The organism is Proteus sp. G4380 (genome assembly GCF_963885725.1).
GTDB classification, from domain to species: Bacteria; Pseudomonadota; Gammaproteobacteria; order Enterobacterales; family Enterobacteriaceae; genus Proteus; species Proteus mirabilis.
The window spans coordinates 19,196-45,189 of record NZ_CAWPAV010000170.1; the positions used below are offsets into that span (position 1 = coordinate 19,196).

The window sequence follows — 25,994 nt, forward strand, 5'->3', positions numbered from 1 at the left end:
AATAGTGTAATTACGTATGTCAGTGGCACATTATAAAACGTGAAAATAACGAGTAAGTCACAATATGAAAAGAATGTTAATTAACGCGACTCAACAGGAAGAGTTGCGTGTTGCCCTTGTTGATGGGCAACGTTTGTATGATCTGGATATCGAAAGCCCCGGACATGAGCAAAAAAAAGCCAATATCTATAAAGGTAAAATCACCCGAATTGAACCCAGTCTAGAAGCCGCTTTTGTTGATTATGGTGCGGAACGCCACGGTTTCCTTCCTATCAAAGAAATTGCCCGCGAATATTTTCCTAGTAATTATCACTCACATGGTCGTCCTAACATCAAAGATGTTTTAAAAGAAGGTCAAGAGGTAATCGTACAGGTAGATAAAGAAGAGCGCGGAAATAAAGGTGCTGCTTTAACCACCTTTATTAGCCTTGCAGGTAGCTATTTGGTATTAATGCCAAATAATCCTCGTGCTGGCGGTATTTCTCGTCGTATTGAAGGGGAAGATCGCACTGAATTAAAGGAAGCGTTATCTAGCCTTGATATTCCTGATGGAATGGGGTTAATTGTTCGTACTGCAGGTGTGGGTAAATCCGCAGAAGCATTACAACAAGATTTAAGCTACCGTTTAAGACATTGGGATGCTATCAAAAAAGCAGCGGAAAGCCGCCCAGCGCCTTTTCTGATCCACCAAGAAAGTAACGTGATTGTACGTGCTTTCCGTGATTATTTACGACCAGATATTGGTGAGATCTTAATTGATAACGCTAAAGTAGTTGAAATGGCTCGTAGCCATATTGAAGCCATTGGTCGTGGTGACTTTGCTAGCAAAATTCGCCACTACACAGGGGCTGTACCACTATTTAGTCACTACCAAATTGAATCTCAAATTGAATCAGCCTTCCAACGTGAAGTCCGTTTACCTTCGGGTGGCGCTCTGGTTATTGATACAACAGAAGCATTAACCGCTATCGATATTAACTCATCTCGTTCAACACGAGGTGGCGATATTGAAGAGACAGCCTTTAACACTAACTTAGAAGCTGCTGATGAAATTGCGCGCCAACTCCGTCTACGTGACCTTGGTGGTTTGATTGTTATCGACTTTATCGATATGACCCCTGTTCGTCATCAGCGTGAAGTAGAAAATAGAATGCGTGAGGCTGTGCGCCAAGATCGCGCACGTATTCAAATAGGTCGCATTTCGCGTTTCGGCTTATTAGAGATGTCACGTCAGCGTTTAAGTCCTTCATTAGGTGAATCAAGCCATCATGTTTGTCCGCGTTGTTTAGGCACAGGGACTATCCGTGATAATGAGTCACTTTCTCTTTCTGTATTGCGTCTTATCGAAGAAGAAGCATTAAAAGAAAATACTCATGAAGTACACGCTATTGTGCCCGTACAAATTGCCTCTTACTTGCTCAATGAAAAACGTAAGGCCGTCACCGATATTGAGTTGCGCCAAGCCAATGTCAAAGTAGTGATTGTTCCTAATGATCAAATGCAAACACCGCATTTCTCAGTTATTCGTGTGCGCAAGGGCGAAGAGATCTCTTCATTAAGCTACAATTTAGCGCAATATCACGAAACTCAGTTAAATGAAGCAGAAGATGAAGCCGTACCTGAGCGTAAAGCGCCAGAGCAACCGGCGATATCCGCTTTTGCATTACAAGATAATAGCGCTGACACCACCAATAAGAAAAAATCTGCACCAACTCCAGCTAAACAGGTGAAGAAAAGCGAAACAACAGAGAGTGGTGGATTCTTTAGTGCTATTGCAAAATTCTTCTCTAACTTATTTGCGAGTCAGCCAGAGCCTGTCGTTGAAGAAAAACCGCAAGAAAGCAAAAAAGAGAATAATGAAAACCGTCGTGAGCGCCGAAATAATAACAATCGTCGCAATAATAACCGCCGTGAACGCGATAATGATCGCAATCGTGACCACGAGCGCAATCGCGATAACGTAACGAGCGAAGAAAATCGTAAGAACCGTAATCAGAAAGCGCAAAATGCCAATACTGAAGTCAGTAATGAGCAAGAAATCGCTGAACGTGAAGCCCGTCGTCAACAACGCCGTGAACAACGTGCAGAACAACGTCGTCGTCAGGAAGAAAAACGTCAGCAACAACAAGAAGCTGCGAAAGCCGCACAAAATACAGCGGAAAATGACAATGCAGCAAAACAGGCTGAGAAGAAAGAAGAACCTCGTCGCCCTGTTATGCCTCGTCGTGCTCGCCGTCAATTAACGCAATCTGTTCGTGTTACTGATGCTGTCGCAACACCTGCTATTGATGTTGCTGTGAGCGACTCACCGGTTTCTGAGCCACCAGCGACAGTGGTTAGTCAATTACCATCATCAGAAAAACAGCAAGTTGCGAAACCAGTAGCGACGGTTAAAGATGAGCAAGAACAAGTTTCTGCTAATGCGTTAACTGATACTGTAAAAGCACAAGAAGAAGTGAAAAAAGAAGAGAATGCGGGCCAACAAGAAAATGTGATGCCACGTCGCTCTCGCCGTTCACCTCGTCATTTACGTGTTAGTGGGCAACGTCGTCGCCGTTATCGTGATGAACGTACATTAGTCTCCCCTATGCCGCTAACGATGGCCGTAGCTTCTCCAGAGCTTGCGTCAGGTAAAGTATGTATTCATTACCCTGTCACACCAATTAGTGATGCACCATTTGTTGACAATAATGTTGAAAATAGCACTGACAATACAGTGGCTAAAAACTTCATTACTCATAAAGATCCACAAATGGTTGCTATTGCACCAGAAGTATCAGAAACCATTGCTGCAGATGTTGCTCAGGCTCAAACAGCAAATACTGAAGCAACTGAAGCGACTTATTCGGTCACAGTTAGTACTGAATCAACCACTGAAGCTGTAGCTGAAATTGTCGCGATTGCACCGCAAGAAACGACTGCTGATGTTAATGAGTCAACTGCCGATCATGTAGAAGAAAACGCTGTTAACAACGTTATTGCTGACGTTAATACCCAAGAGCATGTTACTCGTAAAGAGAATATCTCTGCGGTATTAAATACAACGGAAGCTTATCTACATGAAGTGACTGAGCAAGCAGATGTTGCCGAAGAGAAAACAGAAACCGCTCATAATAAAGTCATAGCTAATGCTGATCATGAAACCGCTAGTGAAGACACCCATAGTGACATGACAACGCAAGCGCCTGTACCTGAGATGCCAGCAACAACCCAAGCATCAACTGAATGCGCGGCTGAGCAGCATGTAGAGCAAACTGCTTCTCAATCTACACCTGTAGAAACACAGCCTGAAGTGACCGAGCCTGTTGCTGAAACTAAAACGGAAACCGAAGTCGTATCGGTTGAAGTTAAGCAGCCAGCTAAAGTGACCGTTATTCGTCAAGAGCCAACAGTACGCCAGTTACATGCCAGCTCGCCAATGACGAAAGCTCCGGCATCTACAGATGCGCCTGTAGCAATTGAAATCAAAGCATGGGATGCACGTCCAGCCTTTGATAAGCAAGGCCGTAGCGGTGCGGGCGGTCATTGTTCAACTAATCATGCTTCATCTGAAATGACTAAAGCGTCAACGCATAGTGAGTCATAAGAGAAAAGAAGCAATAATATAACGCGATAAAAATATCCGTTGTTAATCCAAGAGCCTGTTAATTAGCAGGCTCTTTTGTTTTATGGCTTGTGTGACCATAACTATGATGAAAAAACGAAAAAAAAGGCCTCTGAACAACCATTCAGAGGCCTTTGAATTTGCCAGCTAATATAATTAATTTTTAATATTAGGAATATTTTTAATTTCACCCATCGCTTTTAATTGTTTTGACAATTCACGACGCTCTTTAGAGAGATCTGCATTTTTTATGATGTAATCATCTACACGATCTTCATAGTCACTACGCATATTAGCGATAATACCGAGTACATCTTCAATTGACATACCAGGCTTAATGTATTCACTTAAGTTGTCTAATAAAAGAACACGTTTTTGGTTATCACGGATCTTTTTCTCATTGTCAGTGATCTCACGACGGATTTTGTTTTTACGACGATACATACGCACAAACTCCAGTACGTTTTGGAAAGACGGCTTGCTTGCGTTATCCATTTCCTACACCTTTACAATTGATATTTAAGAAAAATAGTACTGTTTAAGATTATCGCTTAATCGTGTCAATAAACAAGTAAAGTTTATAAATTTAATTGATTTGGCTTAATAAACAGTAGATTAGAATGATACGCTCTATTCAATATAGTCAATCAGCCGATATTCGTAAACCTAAATAAAATCGATAAAAAAAGCTACCACTCACGAATGGTAGCCATAAAAATTATCTAGCAGCGCTGTAATAGCTAATGCCTACCCGCTTAAATCGGTTGAGCTTTATTGTTACTATCGAGATCAGTCATATCATGTTGTGGTAATGCTTTCGAGTCAGCACGTAACAACACAGCAGAAAGTAACGTAGTACCGACTACCATACATCCCATCACCATATACGTAGGGGCAAAACCGTAATGATCATAGCCATAACCCGCTAATGGGGATAACAATGTTGCCACAATGGAACTGACACATTGGAAACCGACTAAATACAATGTAGAAGATAAACGCTTATCAAAATGTTGGCTGTTATATTTAAAAATAGAAATTAACAGGATAGGAAGCTCAACGGCATGTAATAACTTCATACAAGAGATCATTATCGGCCCTTCAACTAATCCAGAACCAATAATACGCGCAGCCATCACACTACTCGCCAATAATAAACCGTTTTTCGCCCCTATTTTGTTCACTAAGAAAGGCGCAACAAACATTCCTCCCGCTTCTAAGAAAACCTGTAAGGAATTAAGATACCCGTACATCTCATTACCTTGCTGTAATGATGCAAATTGTGAAGAGAAGAAAACCGGGAACTGTTGATCGTAGACGCTATAAATACAGGTTCCGACCACAAATAATATTAATGCCCAAAAGCGCGGTAATGACAGTAAGTTTAATGCATCATTGATGGTGAGTGCAGAAGGTTTACCATGCTCTAATTGATTAAAAGCATCTGGTTTATCTGTTTTTAGTAACGCCAACAGAATTAAGAAGATCACCCCCGCTATCGATGCCATAAAAAAGTTATAGTTAGGATCGATATTGATATTATGCCCAGCAATAAAAGTTGCCGATGCCCATCCCAAAGAGCCCCACATCCTCGCCCTGCCATACTCAAAACCACGAATACGGCTAACACGCTCAGTATAAGATTCTAAAACGCCGATCCCGGCATTAAAAGTCATTCCTACATAGAGCCCTCCGAGAATAGAGCCAATAAAAATATTCCAGCGTAATATTGCCGCAAAGCTAAGAAAAAAAGGCCCCGATAAAATAAGCAATACCGCGATAACCAGCAGTAAATTTTTGCGTAAACCCAGTTTATCTTGAATAAAGCCATAGAGTGGCTGGGCACATAAAGCAATCAATGATATAGCCGAGAATATCAAACCAGTATCTGTTGCTTTAAGTCCAACATATTGATGTAACCAAATAGAGATTAATGAAAACGATGAAGACCATGTAAAAAAGAAGAAAAATAGCAACGCACTTAAGATCACATAGTATTTTTTAGCATCTTTATTCATTGTTAAGCGCCTTATAAAGTCATTTTGCGACCAGAATGTTAACGTTAACTCTATTTATAACGTAGAAAATATTTACCATTATGTGATTTAACGCACTAAAGTTAACGTTAACATATAAGTTATGTGCGATAGATCGCTATTTATATATCCCCATTAAACGAGGTTCTCCCTATACTCAACGCTATGCTCCTTTTATTTCTTATTCATTAGATATTTCACGTTTTAGTCAATATGGTTTACCATACCTTTTATCGCAGTTAAGCATTGTTAACAATTTGATATTTGTGACACTATCATCAATCAAACTTTGTCGTTATATCCATTGTTTAAACCCGATGCAACTCAATAGTGCAAGGTTTAATGCTTTAAAACTCATTTAAAAATCAATTAATTAAGCAGATAAATTACGGTAGGAAACCTTGTCAAATTCAGCTAATACCCCCACTTTCTATATCCATGACTACGAGACCTTTGGTACGCATCCTGCGATGGATCGCCCTGCGCAATTTGCCGGTGTCAGAACAGATATGGATTTTAATATCATTGAAGATCCTCTGGTCATTTATTGCAAACCGAATGATGATTACTTACCTCAGCCAGAAGCCGTCATGATAACGGGGATCACACCACAAATAGCACTAAAGAATGGTGTATCAGAAGCTGAATTTACTCGCCAAATTCATCAAGCCTTTAGCCAGCCTAACAGTTGTATTATGGGTTATAACAATTTACGCTTTGATGATGAAGTCACCAGAAATATCTTATATCGTAATTTTTATGATCCCTATGCTTATAGTTGGCAAAAAGGAAATTCACGTTGGGATTTACTTGATGTTTTACGTGCATGTTATGCATTGCGTCCTGAGGGAATTAATTGGCCTGAGAATGATGATGGTTTTCCGAGTTTTCGCCTTGAGCTATTAACTAAAGCAAATGGGATCTCCCACGAAAATGCGCATGATGCCATGTCAGACGTTTATGCAACTATTGCGATGGCAAAAAAACTCAAACAAGCGCAACCTCGTATGTTTGATTATTTCTTTAATTTACGTGATAAACGTAAAGTACAAGCACTGATTGATATCCCAACCATGACGCCGCTTGTGCATGTCTCTGGTATGTTTGGTGCAGCGCGTTCTAATTTAAGCCTTGTAGCTCCTTTAGCTTGGCATCCAGATAATCGTAATGCGGTGATTGTTTGTGATTTAGCTGCGGATATTTCCCCTTTATTAACCCTCACTTCAGAGCAATTGCGTGAGCGCTTATATACTCCTCGCAGTGAGTTATCTGCCGATGAGCCACCAGTTCCGATAAAATTACTGCATATTAATAAATGCCCTATCGTTGCACCTAAAAATACCCTCAGATCTCAAGATGCCGATAGAATTGGGTTAGATATTGATAATTGTTTAAATAACCAAGCAATATTGCTGTCTAATCCTGAGATCCGCAATAAAGTTGTCGAGATTTTTGCTCAACAAACACCATTTACCCCTGCAGATGATGTTGATGCTCAATTATACAATGGCTTTTTTAGCGATAATGATCGTAGCGCGATGGAAATTATTCGCTCAACACAGCCACAAAACTTACCAGCACTTAATTTAACTTTTGAAGATCCACGTATGGAGCCGCTGTTTTTCCGTTACCGTGCGAGAAACTTCCCAGCCACATTAACTTATGATGAACAACAACGTTGGTTAGCGCATAGAAAAGAGCAATTAACGCCAGAAAAGCTGACTGAATATATCAATACCATTCAGCTGTTAGCAGAAGAACATAGCGATAACGAAGAAAAGCTAAAACAACTACAAGAGCTATATTTATATGCTCAAGAAATTGCGAGTTAATAACATCAGATAAGCAATTAAATTACGCAAAAGGCAGGTTTCCCTGCCTTTATTATGTTTAGCTGTCATAGAATAAAAAACTTATTCTTTGTTTTCTATATGATTAACTTCAGCTTGATGATGATTATGCCCGCAATCACACTCTTCTCCCCAATATTTTAATTTTGAGGTTTTACCAATGCCTGGGTTCATGCTATTTGTCGGATCGTTATGTTTATAAAACGCTTTTAATTGCGGTTTTGCATAATAGAGATGTCCTACATTATGCTCTGCTGGATATTCCGCACCACGTTTGTCTAGTAAGGCTAACATCTGTGCTTTAAGCGCCTTAGCGTCAACACCTTTTTTAATAATATAATCTTGATGCATAACGTGACACATAAAATGACCACAGTATAATTTATAGAGCAATTGGTTTTCTATTTCAGGAGGCAGTTTTTCAAACCAATCTCGATCATTACGACGCAATGCAATATCCAAAGGTAGCACATCTTCCACATCGTTAATATGAACGGCATGATAACGCACCGCAGCACCCGCGGCGGCAAAACGATGTAAAAAGGCTTTATTACCTTCTTCTTCTGTACATTCGAAATAATCCCCCGTGGCATGTTTAAAATATTCTTTTAAATAAGTTGAGGCTTCTTCTATACCACTATCCGCCATTCTTAGCATTAAATGATGCTCATATTTATCGCGATATTCTGTCATACGAGCAGGTAAATGAGCAGGCCATAACTTACTCATCAATTGCATTGTTCTATCAGTTAGATTCTTAGGTAAAAATGGCACTTTATTAAGAACAGCATCAACACGCCCTTTAATAGCAAATAAGGCTGGCATCTTATCTGTACCTAACTTATCAATAATTAAAAAGGTATCTTTGCCATAAACTTCTGCCATCTTGTAGTAACTTCGATGCATATACTCACCCGCAACGGGTAATACCTTAAATTGACTGAGAATATGGCGACGGATATCTTCTAACTCATCAGGATCATTGGTCCCAATATAGAAAACTTGAGTGCGATGATCAGCAGGAAAAGTATCTAATCTCACGGCAAAAACAGAGAGCTTACCGGCGCTTCCCGCCGCTTCAAAGAGACGTCTTTCGTCATTATTAAATCGAGATGGTGTATCAGCATCAATATCACGTACTCGCTCACTATATTCATGATCAGATGCCAGTTTATCCGTCGCATGAATTTGTTTCGCATGATAATGTCGATTATCCAGATTGGTTAATATCTCTTCCGGAGTGTCACCTAAATCAATTCCCAAATGGTTGATAAGCTCTGCTTCACCCTGTTCATTAACACGGGCGTAAAGTGATAACTCAGTATAAGCAGGACCGCGGCGCACTAATGCCCCCCCTGAGTTATTACAAATGCCTCCAATCACCGAAGCACCAATACAAGAAGAACCTATCACTGAATGTGGCTCTCTTCCTAATGGCTTTAATACTTTTTCTAAGTGCCATAATGTACTGCCAGGAAAGGCAATAACTTGGTTATATTCAGAAAGAACTTGTATTTTATCTTGGCGCAAGGTACTGATGATAACAATATCACGATCATAGTCATCACCACTGGGGGTTGAACCTTCTGTTAACCCAGTATTTGCCGCTTGCATAATAATAATTTTATCGGCTTCAACACAGGTTTTAAAAATACGCCACTGTTCTAATAAAGAGCCGGGGAATACCACTGCCAGCGCTTTTCCCTGTCCGGAACGAAACCCTTTACGATATCGCTCTGTTTTATGCTCTTGGGTTAATACATGTTTTTTACCGACAATACCTTCTAACTTACGAATAAAATGCTGGTTTGTGGAGCTGCTACTCTCATTCATTGTCCCTATCCTATTCCTGTCTTGTCTGATTTTTCTCTTTATCACAATTTAATTTTTATTTAAAAATAATGAGATAAAAAGAAATGTATTATCAATATAACCACTTTTATACCATTGTGGGCAAGTTAATCACAATAAATTAGCCGCTAGTTTGATAAAATAATTATAGCTACCATTAATAAAACACTTTTTACAAAGCGTATTTATCATTCCATGATTAAATATTCTCTTTCATTAATTTCTCTATTGCTAATTTATTCCATGCTTGGCAACTACGGCTTTGATAACTATTTTGATTGGTGGCTAAAGCTAATTGATAAGATAACGTAGGGGAAGTAATGGGAATAACCACTAAATCATCGATAGGATATTTATTACACATGCTATTAGGCAACAGTGTGATCCCGACACCGGCTTTAACCATTGCAATAATTAAATCTAAATGATTACTTCTCCCCACAATTTGTGGTTCAGTGTTATAAATCCCACAAGCACTACGTACCAAATCATTAATACGAAAATCTTCTGAAAAAAAGATAAACCGCTCTGTAATAAGCTGTTTAAAATTAACCTTCTTATCTTTAGCCAAAGGATGGGATTGTGCTACTAATAACATCAAGTGATCTTCTGAAAAAATGGTTAATTCAAAATCTTTATCATTAAAAGGTAACATCACTGCCGCAGTTTCTACCGTGCCTTCTAACATCGCATCTTCCATCTGTTTGGTGCCCAGCTCAAAAATTTTAAGTTCAACATTGGGATGGCGAGAGCTAAACGCCATGATAATATCAGCAAAATAGGTTGAGGCTATAACAGGAGGTAATCCGACATTTAAGGCGCCTGTTAAAGGTTCATCTTTATCATTTAATGCTTTATTCATACTATTAAATTGAGCGAGGATCTGCTTTGCATGCTCATATAAAATAGCACCGTCATCAGTTAATTTTACCCCATCCACTTCTCTTATTAATAAAACAGTGCCTAATTCATCCTCTAATTTTTTAATGCTGCGACTAATGGCTGGTTGTGTAATAAATAAAGCATCAGCGGCTCGGCTAAATCCATTTAATTGAACAACTTCAATAAAATAGCGTAAAACACGAATATCCATAAATAATTTTTACCTTATTACTTTTGGTTATACCCCCAATAATAATAAACCATTTCCTTAAAAACAAAATTAGCGATAGAACATTAAGCATAATGTAAGAACTTTACTATCATTTAGTAGATTATTATTTCAGATTTTCTGGAGATTATATGACAAACACAGTTATTAAGTACGTTTTAGACCGATTATATGATTTAGGTATCAAAGATATTTTTGGTGTTGCTGGTGATTATGCCTTCCCTATTGAAGACACTGTTTGCAACAACCAACAACAACGTTGGATTGGTAACTGTAATGAATTAAATGCGGCATATGCTGCAGATGGCTATGCCCGAATTAAAGGTATGGCAGCATTATCCACTACCTTTGGCGTAGGTGAATTAAGTGCGATTAACGCTATTGCTGGTGCCTATGCTGAAAATTTACCGATTTTCCATTTAGTTGGCATGCCAGCAAGTGGCGTACAAAAAAGTAAACGCCTTGTGCATCATACTTTAGGTAATGGTGATTTTGATGTTTTTTATCAGATTGCTCAGCGCCTTGCTTGCGCTCATACTATTTTAACACCCGAAAATTGTGTGGAAGAAATGGAGCGCGTAATAGAAGCAGCATTAAAAGAGCGTCGTCCTGTTTATATTGGTATACCTTCAGATTATGCTAATAGCCAAGTAGTAGCGCCGTTATCTGTTACCGCACCACAAAAGCCAACAAGTGATAAAGCAACATTAGAAAAAGCAGTATCAGCAATCATTGAGAAACTCACCCACAGCAATAATGTCTGTGTATTACCAGGCTTTTTATCTGCACGTTTAGGGTTAACAGATAAAATCCAGCATTTTATTGATAAAACAGGTTTACCTTATGCCACTATGTTTATGGATAAAAGCATATTAAGTGAATCTAACGCGCAATATGTTGGTATGTATGACGGACAATTAATGACACCAGAGGTCAGAGAATTTGTCGAAAGTAGTGAATATATATTAGGGATCGGTACATTAATGACTGACTTTAATACAGGCAGCTTCACTGCTAATATGAAATCAGAACAATTTATCAGTATCATGCCAGACTATGTTGAAATTGATTCTGTGATCTACTCCTGCGTTTATATGACAGATATTCTTTCTGAATTAACCCAACGACTGCCGAATAAAACTTATCATAAAATAAAAGCGAAAGGATTAGGTGAAGCGGTTACATCTGATAATGATAAAATTACAGCACAATATCTCTATCCTCGTTTAGAACAATTCTTTAAGCCTAATGATATTATTATTGCAGAAACAGGAACCTCATCCATGGGATTAGGCTTCGCTTTATTACCTGAAGGTGCACAATTTCATAACCAAACACTATGGGGCTCTATTGGTTGGGCAACACCGGCTGCATTAGGCGCTGCGTTAGCGGCACCAGAAAAACGTATTATTTTAATTACCGGCGAAGGCTCTCATCAGTTAACAGTACAAGAAATTAGCCAATTTGTTCGTTTCGGTTTAAAACCTATTATTCTAGTATTAAATAACGATGGTTATTTAATAGAGAGATTATTATGTGATTACCCCGAAGCTTATTATAATGATTTAGCTCAGTGGAACTATCATCAGTTACCTCAAGCCTTTGGTGCAACAGATTGGTATAGTGAAAAAGTGACGACAGCAAGTGAACTCGATAATGCGTTAAATAAAGCCGCATTAACAGATAGCGCATCTTATATTGAGATAGTCACAGAGCGATATGAGGCCTCTGAATTAGCGCAAAAATTAAAAGAATCAAAAAGTTCATTATATTCATTCTAAAATGAATAAGTAGAATAACTAATTAAGCATGTAACAGTACAAAATAGATAAAGCTTAGCTAATTTGCTTAATAAATAAGGTATAATTTAAATCATCGGCATACTCTAATTTTTATTTTTAATATAGAGAATATGCCGATATTTTTTACTACATTGATCACACTATATTCAAACTTTCATATAATGTTAGTAAAAATAATAAAAAAACTCTGAATAAATTACTACCAAACAATTTAGAAAATATCTCTAATATAATAATGCCTGTCATAAAAACTAAACATAGCTAATATAAATTAGCTCTCAATTTTTTAGAGACTATGGCTTATTTTATGAAAAATATCGTAATACCTACCTCGTTAAGCTGCTTTTTTTTACTTTTTTCCCATTCAACATGGTCTGAAACCAATATTTCACAAACCAAGCAACGTATTATCGACCAACGTAATTATTGGTTAGATGAAATCAAAAATGGTGTTATCACAACTAGCCCTCAAAAAGGATCGAGAACCGCTGAATTAGATAGAATAATCAGCAATAATTATCAAGCCATTACCGGCGAACGTAGAGAACTTGCCGAAGCGGATAAGTCACAGTCTCATACTTATGTGTTTAATACCTATGCTAATATTTTATTTGGTGATAAGGCTAAATCGATCAACTTTAGCGATATTCAAGCTTATCAAGATCTCAATAAATTACATAGCACAGGCACCTATGCTTATGATACAAACAAAAAAAGAGTACGCTCGATAGATTTTATCTTAAAAGAACTTTTTTTACGTGGCCGACCTTATCAAGTACTTGATAAAGAAGGTCATTATCTTGATAACTACACCACTATAACAGGCTCATCTTATCCCAGTGGTCATACGTGGAACGGATACAAACAAGCTGCAGTGTTATCCATCTTATTCCCTGAAAAGGGCAGTGAAATGTTTGCCAGAGCAATAGAATATGGTGAAAGTCGAGTTATTGTCGGGGCACACTTCGCAACAGATACCATTGCATCCAGAATAGGCAATTATTACCTGCTGTCACAAATGCTTGCAGATGATGACACCACCCGCACTTTTGTAGAGCTTACCAAAGAAGTCCGCCAAAATGTTGCTAGCCAATGCAAAAATCCACATTGCTTAACGACCTCGACAACAATCACTAACGATGAAACAGGTTATTACGCAACCAAAGATCCAGAGCCTGCACCACGCATTACCCCTAATGAAATACCAACATCTGCCAACGCTTTACTGCGTTTACGCTTTGCCTATTTAACCAAAGAGCAACGACAATCTATCTTAGCGAGTACCGCCTACCCGAGTAATTCATTGGCTGGCTGGGCTGCAAACAAAGATGATCCAAACGCCAATTGGGGATTAATTAATCTCCCAAAAGCCTATAATGGCCCTAGCTATTTCTACAATCATTTTATTGTTAATCAAATAACTAATGAATTTGACTTTGCTGAATTTGGTCAACTTGATGAATGGAAAAATGATATTAGTGGGCCTGGCAAATTAATCAAACAAGGTAATGGCACCTTGATCTTATCAGGCAATAACCATTTTGCTGGCGTTGAAGTTAATCAGGGTCATTTACTGCTCACTGGTGAAAACCACTATGCAAAAAATTCTTCCATTAATGGTGGTACATTGCTTCTTGAAGGAACACTAAACTCTTTACTAGATGTCAACAAAGGAGCATTGCTATTAAATGGTGGGAGCGTTGATTCTCAAGTCAATATCAATAACAAAGGGATACTTTCTGGTAAAGGAAAAATTAATAAGCTGGCCGTTTATTCAGGAGGCATCGTATCACCGGGTCATTCAATAGGTACAATTAATATAGATGATACTGTTATTTTTAATTCTGGTAGCAACTACCATGTTGAAATAAATTCACAAGGTGATAGCGATAAAATAATCAGTTTGGGTACCGCGACACTGAATGGTGGAATGGTTAATGTATCGCTTGAAAATAGCCAAAATCTGCTAACAAAAGATGATGTTCAAAGTTTATATAACACAAAATATACCATTTTAACGGCAGATCACGGTGTTAATGGTCAATTTACTGATGTAAATCCAAACTATCTTTTTTTAGGTACCACACTGTCCTACGATAAAAATTCAGTAATACTAAATGTCGGAAGAAATAACACCGCCTTTTCAAGTGTGGCTAAAACAAAAAACCAACTATCAATCGCCAATGCGATAGACGCATTACCCTTGGGACATCCTATTTATGAAAGCATTATAAGAATGGATACAGGGAATGATGCCCGCGCTGCCTATAATCAATTAACAGGTCAAATTCATGCGGATATCTTATCTAACCAACTCAACAATAGCCGGCAAATAAAAGAAACACTCCTCTCTCAGATTAAAAATGCAGAAATAATTAATAGAGAGAAAGAAAGTGCAGATAACAAAGGTCATGTTTGGGCTAAAATTCTCTCTCATTGGGAAAAGACTTCCAATGATGGCAATGCAAATAGCTATGATGCTTCCACCTATGGCGTACTATTAGGTGCAGATCAGCGGGTTAGTCACGATAAAATGCTGCTTGGTATTGCAACAGGGGTCACCAAAACCTCACTATCTGGTGATAACAGTCACGCAAATAGCGAAAATTACCACTTATCACTCTATGGTGGCTATGATTTTGACACAATCGCGTTACGTGCTGGTGCATCTAATACCTTTCATCGTATCCATACAACAAAATCGGTCAACTATGGTGTACAGTCAGATAAAAATAAGGCGAATTACAATGGGAACACTAGCCAAATTTTTATTGAAGCAGCTTATCCCATCACCCTCTCAGATACACAATTAGAGCCTTTTGTTAATTTTGAATATGCCAAAACGAAAAATGCTACCATTAACGAGCAAGGTGGACGAGCAGCCTTACAAGCCCATTCGCAAACTCTAGAGTCAACCACCTCCACTACAGGGCTACGTTTAAATAACCAATGGAAATTTAACAGTAAATCAACGGTTTCTCTCTATGGTGAGCTAGGCTGGAGACACCAATATAACGATGTAGAACGAGGGATCCATTTACGCTTCACACAAACCCAGCCTACATTTATAGCAAATAGTGTTGATGCTGCTCGAGATGCACTGGTGGTAAAAGCTGGAACGACTATCCAAATTAATGAGACATCAAAAGTCTCAATTGGATACAGCGGACTAACGGCAAGAAATCAGCACGATAATGGTATTGATATGAAACTCTCTATCGCGTTCTAACTATAAACAAAAAATGGCCTCACTGATGAGGCCATTTTTAAACAATCAACACACTAAATACAATGTTATTTCTCTGGCATTTGAGGCATAGGTCGACGGAATCGACGAGTGATCCACACCATATAAAGTATACCAATTGCCCCCCAAATCAGTCCTAATTCCATAGAGCCTGGTTCAAGGTTTACCCACAGTACCCCCATTGTCGCGGCACCAATAATCGGTAATATAAGATAGTTAATATGATCCATTAACCCTTTATTACGACGCTCACGAATGTAGAACTGCGAAATAACAGATAAATTGACAAAGGTAAATGCCACTAACGCACCAAAGTTAATTAACGCTGTAGCAGTGACTAAATCAAAAAAGATCGCCCCTAGCGCTAAAAAGCCAACTAACAGTACGTTAAATGCCGGTGTACGCCATTTGGGATGAACATAACCAAACGCTTTTTCAGGGAATACACCATCACGTCCCATCACATACAGCAGACGCGCAACACCTGCGTGAGCCGCCATACCCGATGCTAATACCGTCACACAAGAAAACACTAAGATAATAGACTGGAACAAGGCTCCTGCTACATACAGCATAATCTCAGGTTGTGACTCTTCTGGATTTTTAAAACGTGAAATATCTGGGAAATATAATTGTAAAAAATAAGAAACAGCGATAAAAATTAAACCACCGATTAACGCAGTTAAGAAAATCGCTTTTGGTATCACATTACCGGCATTGGGTGTTTCTTCAGATAAGGTACTAATGCCATCAAACCCTAAGAACGAGAAGCACAAAATTGTCGCGCCGGTTATCATTGGGATTAATTCAGCATCTACTGACGCAAATGGGCGGAAAGTCCATAACTCCCCTGTACCTTCGCCGTTATATACGCCATGAATTAATAAACCAACAAATACCACCATTACAGCTACTTGAATAACAACAATAACGGTATTTAAGTTAGCCACAACGTTAATTCCGCGTAGATTAAAAAATGTCATTAACGCGACTAACGCAACAACAAAGATCCACGGATCAACGCCTGGGAATATGGCTTGTAAATAAATTTTAGCCAATAAGATATTTATCATTGGCATAAATAAGTAGTCTAATAATGAAGACCACCCAACCATAAAACCAACATGTGGACTCATGGATTTTTGTGCATAAGTATAAGCAGAGCCTGCTGAAGGGAAACGCTTGACTAATTTCCCATAGCTCACTGCGGTAAATAAAATAGCGGTTAACGCAATAGCATATGATGTTGCCACATGACCATTGGTTATGCCTGATACAATACCGAAAGTATCAAAAATCGTCATAGGTTGTAAAAATGCCAACCCCATCATGACGACTTGCATTAGCGTCAATGTTTTGCGTAATTGAACACGGTTATTAACACCAGTTTGATTGGTGCCGATAGAGGAGATGACATTATCTGACATGAGCGAACCCTCCCATAACTTCGAACTGAGTACTTGATAAACTCAACCGACAGTTACTGGGAAGACTTCGCATCTGTCTATAAACAGAATAGAAAGAAGTTTTTGAGGACAGGAGTGAGTTTAGGAGACGCCGTGCTCCGTAGTCATCATTACCGCAGGTGCCGTTAGGCCCGACTGCGAAAGAGAATAATTGTACCATATTAGCATTCCTCTATCACGACAACCCTTTCTCTAAGGGGCTGGCTGCTAATCAAATTATGTTATCTATTCAGACTAAAATAAGTCTGACCTCTTGGTGTAGTAATAAGTAAAAAGCAAAAAAAAACCGATGCAGTTAAAACGCATCAGTCATATTTTTAGTGGGCGCATTTTGCACGTCTCAGACTTAAATAGCAATAGATTTTCATCAAAAAACCACCTTTTTTTACGATCTTTTTAAATAGCAAACTAAGTTAGCCTTTACTGTCACATTTCATTGACAATATTTGCGTTTTTATCACAAAGCCTAACTTTGAGATATAGCCTATTGTCGTTTGGTATTAAACAACAAAAATCATTAATACATTAACAATCAAAAAGTTAATTAATTCTGCATGTTATATACAACAATACCAACCAAAATAAAGTATTAATAATGCATAAATAAATCTAATGTAAATTAATTGCTTATTTCACGCTATAAAGACTAAAAAAGATACAGCCAACTGAAATACCATTATTTTTCAACAAGCCATATAGAGTAATCAAAAATGATTTTCAGTAATAAGAAAAAAAGATTAAGTATTCAGTAAAGATAGTCAGTGGTTAAAACAAATGAACCTTATTTTTAGGTGATTCATTAAACTAAATATAAATGCCTATTATGCATTTTGCCAGTATTGGCTTTAATTAAATAACAAAAAAAGCTCCACATAATGTGGAGCTTGATTGACACACACTGAGGGATAAAACTAGAAGTTGTAGTTTAATCCGATGTTATAACGACGGCCTTCTAAGGTTGAACCGTAATTATCTCTTTCGATGCGACGATCAAAAACATTATAGACGCCGCCGATCAGATTTAGTTGCTTCGTTAGACTATAGCTAGTACCTACATCAACAAAGGCGTATGAAGGTGTGCTCTTAGCCATTGAAGTACGTGATAAATAGTCTGATGTCTTACCACGGAAATTAATGCGTGCCCAAGTTTCCATTTCAGGTGTGGTTTCCCAATTTAAGGTCGCGTTTGCCATATGGCGCGGTTGCTTATTCAGAGGCTTACCTTTGAAATCGCCACTCTTTTGTTCCGTATCTGTGAACGTGTAGTTTGCTGCTAAATTCCATTCTGGGGAAATAATCCAGTTAGCAGTAACTTCAACACCGCGCATATTGGCTTTATCAACATTAGTTCTATCACTTACAAAATCATAAGGGTCGCCACTATTACCAACACCATCAGCTAATGTACAATCGCGCATACCCGGTGCTTTGTCTGAACGACTATCGCAACGACGAACTTCTGTTATTTTATCTTTAAAATCAGTATTATAAATCGTTAAACTTGCCGTTAAGTTATCACGATTATCCCAAATAATACCAATTTCCTCTGTCACCGATTTTTCTGGTTTTAAGTCAGGATTACCGTAAATAACTGCATCATAACGACCACCGCCAGTCCCTTGTCCCCAAGTAGCTGTCGCTTGACGTAAATCCGGTGAACGATATCCAGTAGATACCCCACCTTTTAATGTCCATTCATCAGCTAAATGCCAAACACCATAAACTCGCGGTGTCCAGTGAGTACCAAAGTTTTCATCTTTATCCATCCGTAAACCGGCGGTTAAAGCGAAGTCGTTTGTCAATGTCCACTCATCTTCAGCAAACAGCGCCCAACTATAGCGATCTAGCTTATTATTACCTTTAAGCTTATTGCCTTCATCTTTCAGCTCTTCATAGCGATATTGACCGCCGACACTTAACATATGATCACCAAACATAAAGACGGTTTGGTTACGAACAGTTGTATCATCATAATCCATTTTACGTGATGGATTGCGGCTTTCATCGCGCTGAACATAGGTATTCATAGTACCAAAATCATAAACACCATCATGGGTTAAGGCATAATGCGTTAACTCATAATCAGTAAAGCTACTTTGTGGTGCCTTTCCTTTAACAAGTTCAGCTGATTTTGAATAGCCAACACGTGAATCACGATGTTGATTATCTTTTTTAAATTCAAATTCAACGGTATTTTTCTCATCTGGTGTCCAGCTTAATGTACCGCCACCACTTGCCGTGATCTGACGGTTATAGCCATCAACACGTCTATCTTCACCACGGTGAGAATATTGCCCTTGCAGCTTTAGACCTAACACATTATCAATCAATGGACCTGCAGCATAGAAACTACCTTGTCCTGTATTTCCTTCATTTTTACGCTCAGTCAACGTTGTGTCACCACGTAAACTAAAGTTCCATTCTTTTTGCGCTTTACGCGTAATAATATTGATAACGCCTCCCATGGCATCAGAGCCATATAAAGAAGACATTGGGCCTCTTACTACCTCAATACGCTCAATCGCGGGTAAAGGAGGTAACCAGCCTTGTTCAATACCTGAGTTATCACTATTAGGACGCGTTTCACGAGATGCAACACGCTTACCATCGACTAAGATCATGGTATACTTAGGATCCATACCACGAATACTAATATCAGAGCTACTACCGCCCCCTGTCACTAGCACCCCCGGAACATCTTTTAGCGCATCAGTTACATCACGATATGATTTTGTTTCTAATTGTTCACGAGTTACAACTGAAACAGAAGCTGGAGCATCTTCAACAGTCTGTTTAAACCCCGAAGCGGTTGTCACCAGTAACCTTTCCGGATCTTCTGCGGAAGCTGTCATCACAAAACTTGATGCAAGAGCAGCAACAACGCCAAGCGCAATTTTATTTTTCTTTAACACTACCATTCCCGATTCTCCAAGAATATATATTCTTTAAGTTTTATATAGATGGACAGATCGACAGTTGCTCAACAATGAAGGTAATTAATTTAATTACCCTTAGTTATTTTGATATTATTTTTATATCCCTATTGACTAAATTCCTATACTTCTGCTGTTATTGTTTTATGCTTCTATAAGATTTTTATCACTCAAATAATTTGATCTGTAAATTTTCTTTTAAAACAATGTGTTAATAAAATCCTATTAATAGTGACAATATATTTATCAGGCTTGCCTGTAGATTAATCAAACAAATATATACCTACATCTATTTGCATATTGCTATTGATTTTCTATCCAGCTGTTTCATTAACAGATAAATATGCCAAAGTTTAACCTGATAATTTATTCATCACTTTTTTGCATTAAAATTGATTAATTGAGAATAATGTGACAAATAAGAAGAAAATTCGCTTAATTGATATAATACGCAATATTCAATATATGACTTCTTATACAACGATGCGTTATTAGATGAGCTAAAAATCGCTCTAGAGAGTGGATGATGACGCTTTACATACATCAGATCTATTTTCTATAACCAATAACACTGTCGTCACATTATTATGCAATAAATTGTTTGCTAACAATAAAGCAAATAAGAATACTTATCAATGCGATTGCGAATATAAATTAGAATTTTCTCTTATTTGTGTAATTATTAGTCATAGAATAGAAAAAGAGCCGGCTAAATTGTGATAAAGTTCACAAATTAGCCGGCTCTCTATTTAGTGATAAAACTAACTATTTTTTGTTTTCAATATGCTCAGGAAACTGCATTTCACTGTAGCGAATAAAACGTGTTTTCTTCACTATTTTATAGGTAAACCAAATCAGCAGGAATAATGGGATCCCAATATAGGTTGCCACAACACCATACCAGTCAATAGTATCTTCTAAAAATGCCTGATAGTTTTGACCTAATGTAATAATTAAACAGAGAATAAAGGCAAAAATAGGTCCTACAGGGAAGAAGCCCGAACGATATGGCAATTCATTCAGATCACGACCTTGTGCTACATAACCCCGACGAAAACGGTAATGACTGATTGCAATACCTAACCAAGCAATAAATCCTGTCATACCTGATGTATTTAATAACCATAAATAAACCGTTTGGTTACCATACATTGAGCTTAAAAAGCATAAACCCGCAACCACTGTTGTTGCATAAAGTGCATTACGTGGAACACCGTTTTTAGATAATTTACCAAAAAATTTCGGCGCTTTACCTTCTCTTGCTAAGGTAAATAACATACGCGTAGATGCATACATACCGGAGTTCCCTGCCGAAAGCACCGCCGTTAAAATAACTGCGTTCATGATAGCGGCAGCTGAAAGTAACCCTGCATTTTTAAATACCAGTGTAAATGGACTCACACTGATGTCACCCACATCATTACGTAGCAAGTTAGGATCAGTATAAGGAATGATTAAACTGATAATTAAGATAGCTAGGATATAAAACAGTAAAATACGCCAAAAAACTTTACGTACTGCTTTAGGAATATTTTTCGCAGGATCTTTCGACTCCCCCGCTGCGATACCGATAAGTTCAGTTCCTTGGAAAGAGAACCCAACAATCATCGCTACCCCTATCATGGCGGCAAAACCACCAGCAAAAGGCGCATCGCCGATTTCCCAGTTGTGCCAACCTGCATTTTCAGCGCCTTTCATAATACCGGTGATCATCGCAATACCCACCGCAATAAAAATAATCACGGTCGATACTTTAATTAATGAAAACCAATATTCAGCTTCACCAAATCCCTTTACAGAAATATAGTTAAGCAAGAAAATAACGGCTAAAAATAACGCACTCCAAATCCAACCATCCACATCAGGGAACCAATACAGCATCACGAGCTGCGCGGCGACTAAGTCAACTGCAATCGTCACAGCCCAGTTGTACCAGTAGTTCCAGCCTAGTGCGAAACCAAATCCTTCATCAACATATTTAGAGCCATAGGTTGAAAAAGATCCGGAAACAGGCATAAATGCCGCTAACTCTCCAAGGCTGGTCATAAGGAAATAGACCATAAGTCCTATTAATGCGTAAGAGAGTAATGCGCCCCCAGGCCCTGCTTGAGCAACAGTTGCACCTGATGCGACAAAAAGCCCTGTACCAATTGAACCACCAATAGCGATCATCGCTAAATGTCGCGCCTTTAATTCTCGACGCAAAGTGCGTACCGCACCCGATTTTGCGGTATCTGTTTGTTGTTCTGACATTATCATTCCACGGTTATATTCATATTCCTAGCATCAATTGTAACAAATCTGGCTGTGGTGAATAGCAAGGATCTAGGATTATAAGATACCTTCATAATCGGGCTTCAATTATTAGTAACTTATCAAGCGTTGTCGATTAAATGTTCAGCATTACAATATGAAAGTAATTTTTTGAGGGCATCAGAGACATGTTTTTGGCGATGATAGACCAAATATAAAGTACGTTGTAATTTTAGACCTTCGACCTTTATCTCTTTTAAAGAGCCACTCTCTATTTGATCTTGGATCACTCGGCGAGATAAACAACTAATCCCCATTTCATACATTACAGCATGTTTTATCGCTTCTGAATTACCTAATTCCATTTCGATTCGATATCCGGGTAATGAAGCAAACAGCAGATGATTGAGTACATCTCGCGTCCCAGAACCGTTTTCACGTAGGATCCACGGCGCGGATTGAAGATCGGCTAATGTCACTGTTTTCGCCTTAGCTAAAGGATGTTCAGGGGAACAAAATATGACCATTTCATCCAGTAGCCATTTTTGGCTGATTAATTCAGAGCTTTGGCAAGCCCCTTCAATAAGGCCTAAATCAACACGGAACTCACTGACTGATTTGACGACTTCTTCCGTATTGCCAATACTCATTTCAAGTGGAATATCGGGGTAGTTACGATGAAAATTACCCAACATTTGTGGCAAAATATAATTACCAATAGTGGTGCTTGCAGCAATACGTAAAGCACCATTTCCGGCTTGAAATAACTGCTCTACTTCAGTAGCACGCTCAAGTAAAGAGAGTGCCCTTGGATATAATAATCGCCCGTGTTCATTAGTCACTAAGCGCTTCCCCACTCTATCGAAAAGTTGTACTCCTAACTGATTTTCTAGATCAGTTAAAGAAGCACTCACAGCGGATTGAGATAATGCCAACTGTTGTGAAGCCTGTGTTGTAGAACCACTTTTAAGTACTTCAGTAAATACTTCCAGTTGTCGCAATGTAATACGCATGTCCATCCCACCTTTTAGCTGTCATAGTAATAACATACTATCCACAAACCAATAACATACCAAGAACAATTGTGAAAATATACCTATATTAGTTTTAGTGGTTATTATTATAAAAATAATGAATTTAATAAATAATGGTATCTGTTATATGCTTATGCAAAATTTACATAAGCAAGGTTTTTCTATGTCAGAGCAAAGTCAAACAACCACATTGGCTAAAAAATGTTTTATTCCTGTTTATCGCTGGCTCCCCGGCTTGCTGCTAACAGGTATATTAACCGCCCTCGCTATTTACGTAGGTGATATTCCATGGTTTTCCAGTATGGGGTTAGGTGCTCTTACACTGGCTATCTTATTTGGCATTATTGCGGGTAATACGGTTTATCCCATCGCTAAACCTTATAGTGATGAAGGCGTTAAGTTTGCTAAACACTATTTACTACGCGCGGGGATCATCCTATACGGATTTAGACTCACTTTTCAGCAAATTGCAGATGTAGGCGCAACAGGATTAATTATTGACGCTATTATGTTGACCTCAACTTTTCTCATTGCAATGTGGGTGGGGAAAAAATATTTTGGTCTTGATGATCAAACCGTCATGTTAATTGGTGCTGGTAGTAGTATTTGTGGTGCGGCTGCGGTCATGGCAACAGAGCCTGTTGTCAAAGCCCAGGCGAGCCAAGTTGCGGTGGCTGTATCCACTGTCGTAATTTTTGGAACTATCGGTATTTTCCTCTACCCATGGTTTTTCCATCTTAACGCTTTTGCGGGTTGGTTACCTTTTAGTGAAGAAACTTTTGGTATCTTCGCTGGTTCAACCATACATGAAGTCGCTCAAGTTGTTGCGGTGGGTCATTCAATTAGTCCAGATGCAGAAAATGCAGCCGTAATTAGTAAAATGATCCGCGTGATGATGCTGGCACCTTTCTTAATTATCCTTTCTACTTATATTAGTAAAAAGGGCCGTAAAACAGTAGGTGCGACAACAGAAAAAAGTCCGATAACTATTCCTTGGTTTGCTGTGTTCTTTATCTTAATGGCTGGTTTTAATTCATTTAATTTAATTCCTGCCGCTATTGTGAGCTATATCGTTACTATTGATACTATTTTATTGGCAATGGCGATGGTAGCACTAGGTTTAACAACGCATATTAGTGCGATACGTCAAGCGGGTGTAAAACCACTACTGCTAGCTTTATTTCTCTTTTTCTGGCTAACGTTAGGTGGTGCTGCTATTAATATCTTTATCCAATCTGTGTTGATGTGATTGTTTAATCTATCCTTGAGTATGTACCTCCGTATTGCGCAACTTATTCTAGTTTAAGTTGCGCCTTTTTATTTTCCTCATATTCAGATGTCAATAAGCCCACGATTTGTTATCGTAGTGTGAAATGAGATTAGAGGAGAACTATGATGAAATTTGTTGGCGCACATGTCAGTGCTGCAGGTGGTGTTGATCAGGCTGTATTACGAGCTCATGAGATCAAAGCAACGGCATTTGCTCTTTTTACTAAAAATCAGCGCCAATGGAAAGCAGCCCCGTTATCAACTGAATCGATTGATAAATTTAAAAAAAATTGTGAAATCTATGGCTATGGTCCAGCACAAATTTTACCACACGACAGCTATCTGATTAATTTAGGGCATCCAGAAGAAGAAGCCCTTGAAAAATCAAGAGCCGCTTTTCTCGATGAGATGCAACGCTGTGAGCAATTAGGCATTGAATTACTTAATTTTCACCCAGGTAGCCATTTAAAAAAAATCGATGTTGATAAATGTCTGCAACGCATCGCTGAATCAATTAATATCACCTTAGATAAAACCCAAAATGTGACCGCAGTGATTGAAAATACCGCAGGACAAGGCACTAACTTAGGCTATCGTTTTGAACATCTCGCCGCTATTATCGATGGTGTAGAAGATAAATCTCGAGTGGGCGTTTGTATTGATACTTGTCACACTTTTGCTGCAGGTTATGATCTACGTACCGTTGAAGACTGTGAAAAGACCTTTGCTGAATTTGATAATATTGTCGGCTTTCAATATTTAAAAGCCATGCACTTAAATGATGCTAAAAGCGAATTGGCTAGTCGTGTCGATCGCCATCATAGTTTAGGGCAAGGCAATATTGGCAAAGTACCCTTTACTTATATTATGCAAGATACCCGTTTTGATGGGATCCCACTTATCTTAGAAACAATTAATCCTGATATTTGGCCAGAAGAAATAGCTTGGTTAAAATCACAACAAACTCAATAACCTTATTTCTTTTTTACTTGCGATTTGATGTACTAAAATCGCAAGCCTCTATTTTTTTATCCGTATGCTATTTTGGAGTCTCTCATGTCTGTAGTCGTTGGTGTTGGAGTGATCATCGTCAATGAAAAAGGTGAAGTATTATTAGGTAAACGCTGTGGTAAACACGCCCCTTATTGGTCAATTTTTGGTGGCCATGTCGATCCGGGGGAAACCTTTGAGCAATGTGCTATTCGTGAAATTGAAGAAGAGATTGGCATTACCATCCCTACTCCTGAAGTGATTGGGATCAGCAACAATCTACAAACTTATCAATTAGAAGGTAAACATACCGTATCTATCTGTATGATAGCGCAATATCAAGGTGGCGAGCCTAAGTTAATGGAGCCAGATAAATGTTCTGAACTACGCTGGTGCTCACCTGATGATTTACCTGAACCCCATTTTGAAGCGAGCCGTAATTCTATTGCTTTATGGAAAAGTAAACGTTTCTATCAACCTTAATTAACACTCTTCATCATTATTCTGAATATTCTTTATTCAGAATAATGTTTTCCCCTACTTAGTTA

At 38.4% G+C, this 25,994-nt stretch carries 16 protein-coding genes; 7 read left to right on the forward strand and 9 right to left on the reverse strand.

Translation table 11 applies throughout. The features are described 5' to 3' along the window. The first annotated feature begins 64 nt into the window (after window positions 1-64). The gene (gene rne, locus AACU98_RS15125) at window positions 65-3,586 is read left to right on the forward strand and encodes a ribonuclease E (RefSeq protein WP_161735040.1); all 3,522 of its coding nucleotides are present in this window, start codon (window positions 65-67) and stop codon (window positions 3,584-3,586) included. A 174-nt stretch (window positions 3,587-3,760) separates the two neighbouring features. On the opposite strand, the gene tmaR is transcribed toward rne, so the two are convergent. Beyond that, on the reverse strand, window positions 3,761-4,099 hold the full coding sequence (gene tmaR / locus AACU98_RS15130; protein ID WP_004247073.1) for a PTS system regulator TmaR: 339 nt from the start codon (window positions 4,097-4,099) through the stop codon (window positions 3,761-3,763). Window positions 4,100-4,359: 260 nt separating this feature from the next. Next, complete coding sequence (locus AACU98_RS15135; RefSeq protein ID WP_004251857.1) at window positions 4,360-5,622, reverse strand: MFS transporter; 1,263 nt, start codon at window positions 5,620-5,622, stop codon at window positions 4,360-4,362. Window positions 5,623-6,041: 419 nt separating this feature from the next. On the opposite strand from AACU98_RS15135, the gene sbcB reads away from it, so the two are divergent. Next, on the forward strand, window positions 6,042-7,472 hold the full coding sequence (sbcB, locus tag AACU98_RS15140) for an exodeoxyribonuclease I (protein ID WP_036920081.1): 1,431 nt from the start codon (window positions 6,042-6,044) through the stop codon (window positions 7,470-7,472). 81 nt (window positions 7,473-7,553) lie between these two features. Here the strand turns inward: sbcB and dld are convergent, their stop codons facing one another. After that, window positions 7,554-9,323: a D-lactate dehydrogenase gene (gene dld / locus AACU98_RS15145; protein WP_161735043.1), complete on the reverse strand. Its 1,770-nt coding sequence runs from the start codon at window positions 9,321-9,323 to the stop codon at window positions 7,554-7,556. Between the two features lie 217 nt (window positions 9,324-9,540). Then, window positions 9,541-10,434, reverse strand: a complete 894-nt coding sequence (locus tag AACU98_RS15150; RefSeq protein WP_049208647.1) for a LysR family transcriptional regulator — start codon at window positions 10,432-10,434, stop codon at window positions 9,541-9,543. A gap of 149 nt (window positions 10,435-10,583) precedes the next feature. On the opposite strand from AACU98_RS15150, the gene AACU98_RS15155 reads away from it, so the two are divergent. Together AACU98_RS15155 and AACU98_RS15160 are read left to right on the forward strand one after the other, a co-directional pair. After that, window positions 10,584-12,233 (forward strand): alpha-keto acid decarboxylase family protein, encoded by a 1,650-nt coding sequence (locus AACU98_RS15155; protein WP_161735047.1) that lies wholly within the window; start codon window positions 10,584-10,586, stop codon window positions 12,231-12,233. A 316-nt stretch (window positions 12,234-12,549) separates the two neighbouring features. Next, a complete protein-coding gene (locus AACU98_RS15160; protein WP_161735050.1) occupies window positions 12,550-15,483 on the forward strand; it encodes an autotransporter domain-containing protein in 2,934 nt (977 codons plus the stop codon). Window positions 15,484-15,548: 65 nt separating this feature from the next. Here AACU98_RS15160 and AACU98_RS15165 read toward each other — a convergent pair whose 3' ends face one another. The 5 genes from AACU98_RS15165 to yieE all read right to left on the reverse strand — a co-directional run bounded on the left by AACU98_RS15165 (window position 15,549) and on the right by yieE (window position 23,166). Next, on the reverse strand, window positions 15,549-16,928 hold the full coding sequence (locus tag AACU98_RS15165; protein ID WP_004247065.1) for an APC family permease: 1,380 nt from the start codon (window positions 16,926-16,928) through the stop codon (window positions 15,549-15,551). Next, the gene (locus AACU98_RS15170) at window positions 16,918-17,127 is read right to left on the reverse strand and encodes a hypothetical protein (protein ID WP_017628390.1); all 210 of its coding nucleotides are present in this window, start codon (window positions 17,125-17,127) and stop codon (window positions 16,918-16,920) included. Before AACU98_RS15170 ends, AACU98_RS15165 begins: the two co-directional genes overlap by 11 nt. A gap of 751 nt (window positions 17,128-17,878) precedes the next feature. After that, complete coding sequence (locus tag AACU98_RS15175; protein ID WP_036905808.1) at window positions 17,879-19,885, reverse strand: ligand-gated channel protein; 2,007 nt, start codon at window positions 19,883-19,885, stop codon at window positions 17,879-17,881. Window positions 19,886-20,665: 780 nt separating this feature from the next. Then, window positions 20,666-22,153 (reverse strand): amino acid permease, encoded by a 1,488-nt coding sequence (locus AACU98_RS15180; RefSeq protein WP_004247812.1) that lies wholly within the window; start codon window positions 22,151-22,153, stop codon window positions 20,666-20,668. A 122-nt stretch (window positions 22,154-22,275) separates the two neighbouring features. Further along, window positions 22,276-23,166, reverse strand: a complete 891-nt coding sequence (gene yieE, locus AACU98_RS15185; protein ID WP_004247811.1) for a DNA-binding transcriptional regulator YeiE — start codon at window positions 23,164-23,166, stop codon at window positions 22,276-22,278. A gap of 148 nt (window positions 23,167-23,314) precedes the next feature. Between yieE and AACU98_RS15190 the strand changes: the two genes are divergently transcribed. From AACU98_RS15190 to AACU98_RS15200, 3 genes are all read left to right on the forward strand, one after another. Further along, window positions 23,315-24,436: a YeiH family protein gene (locus AACU98_RS15190; RefSeq protein ID WP_004247060.1), complete on the forward strand. Its 1,122-nt coding sequence runs from the start codon at window positions 23,315-23,317 to the stop codon at window positions 24,434-24,436. A gap of 146 nt (window positions 24,437-24,582) precedes the next feature. After that, window positions 24,583-25,428, forward strand: a complete 846-nt coding sequence (gene nfo / locus AACU98_RS15195; RefSeq protein WP_004251877.1) for a deoxyribonuclease IV — start codon at window positions 24,583-24,585, stop codon at window positions 25,426-25,428. Window positions 25,429-25,512: 84 nt separating this feature from the next. Continuing rightward, entirely contained in the window at window positions 25,513-25,929 is a 417-nt protein-coding gene (locus tag AACU98_RS15200; RefSeq protein WP_004247058.1) for a nucleotide triphosphate diphosphatase NUDT15, read from the forward strand. Window positions 25,930-25,994: the final 65 nt, after the last annotated feature.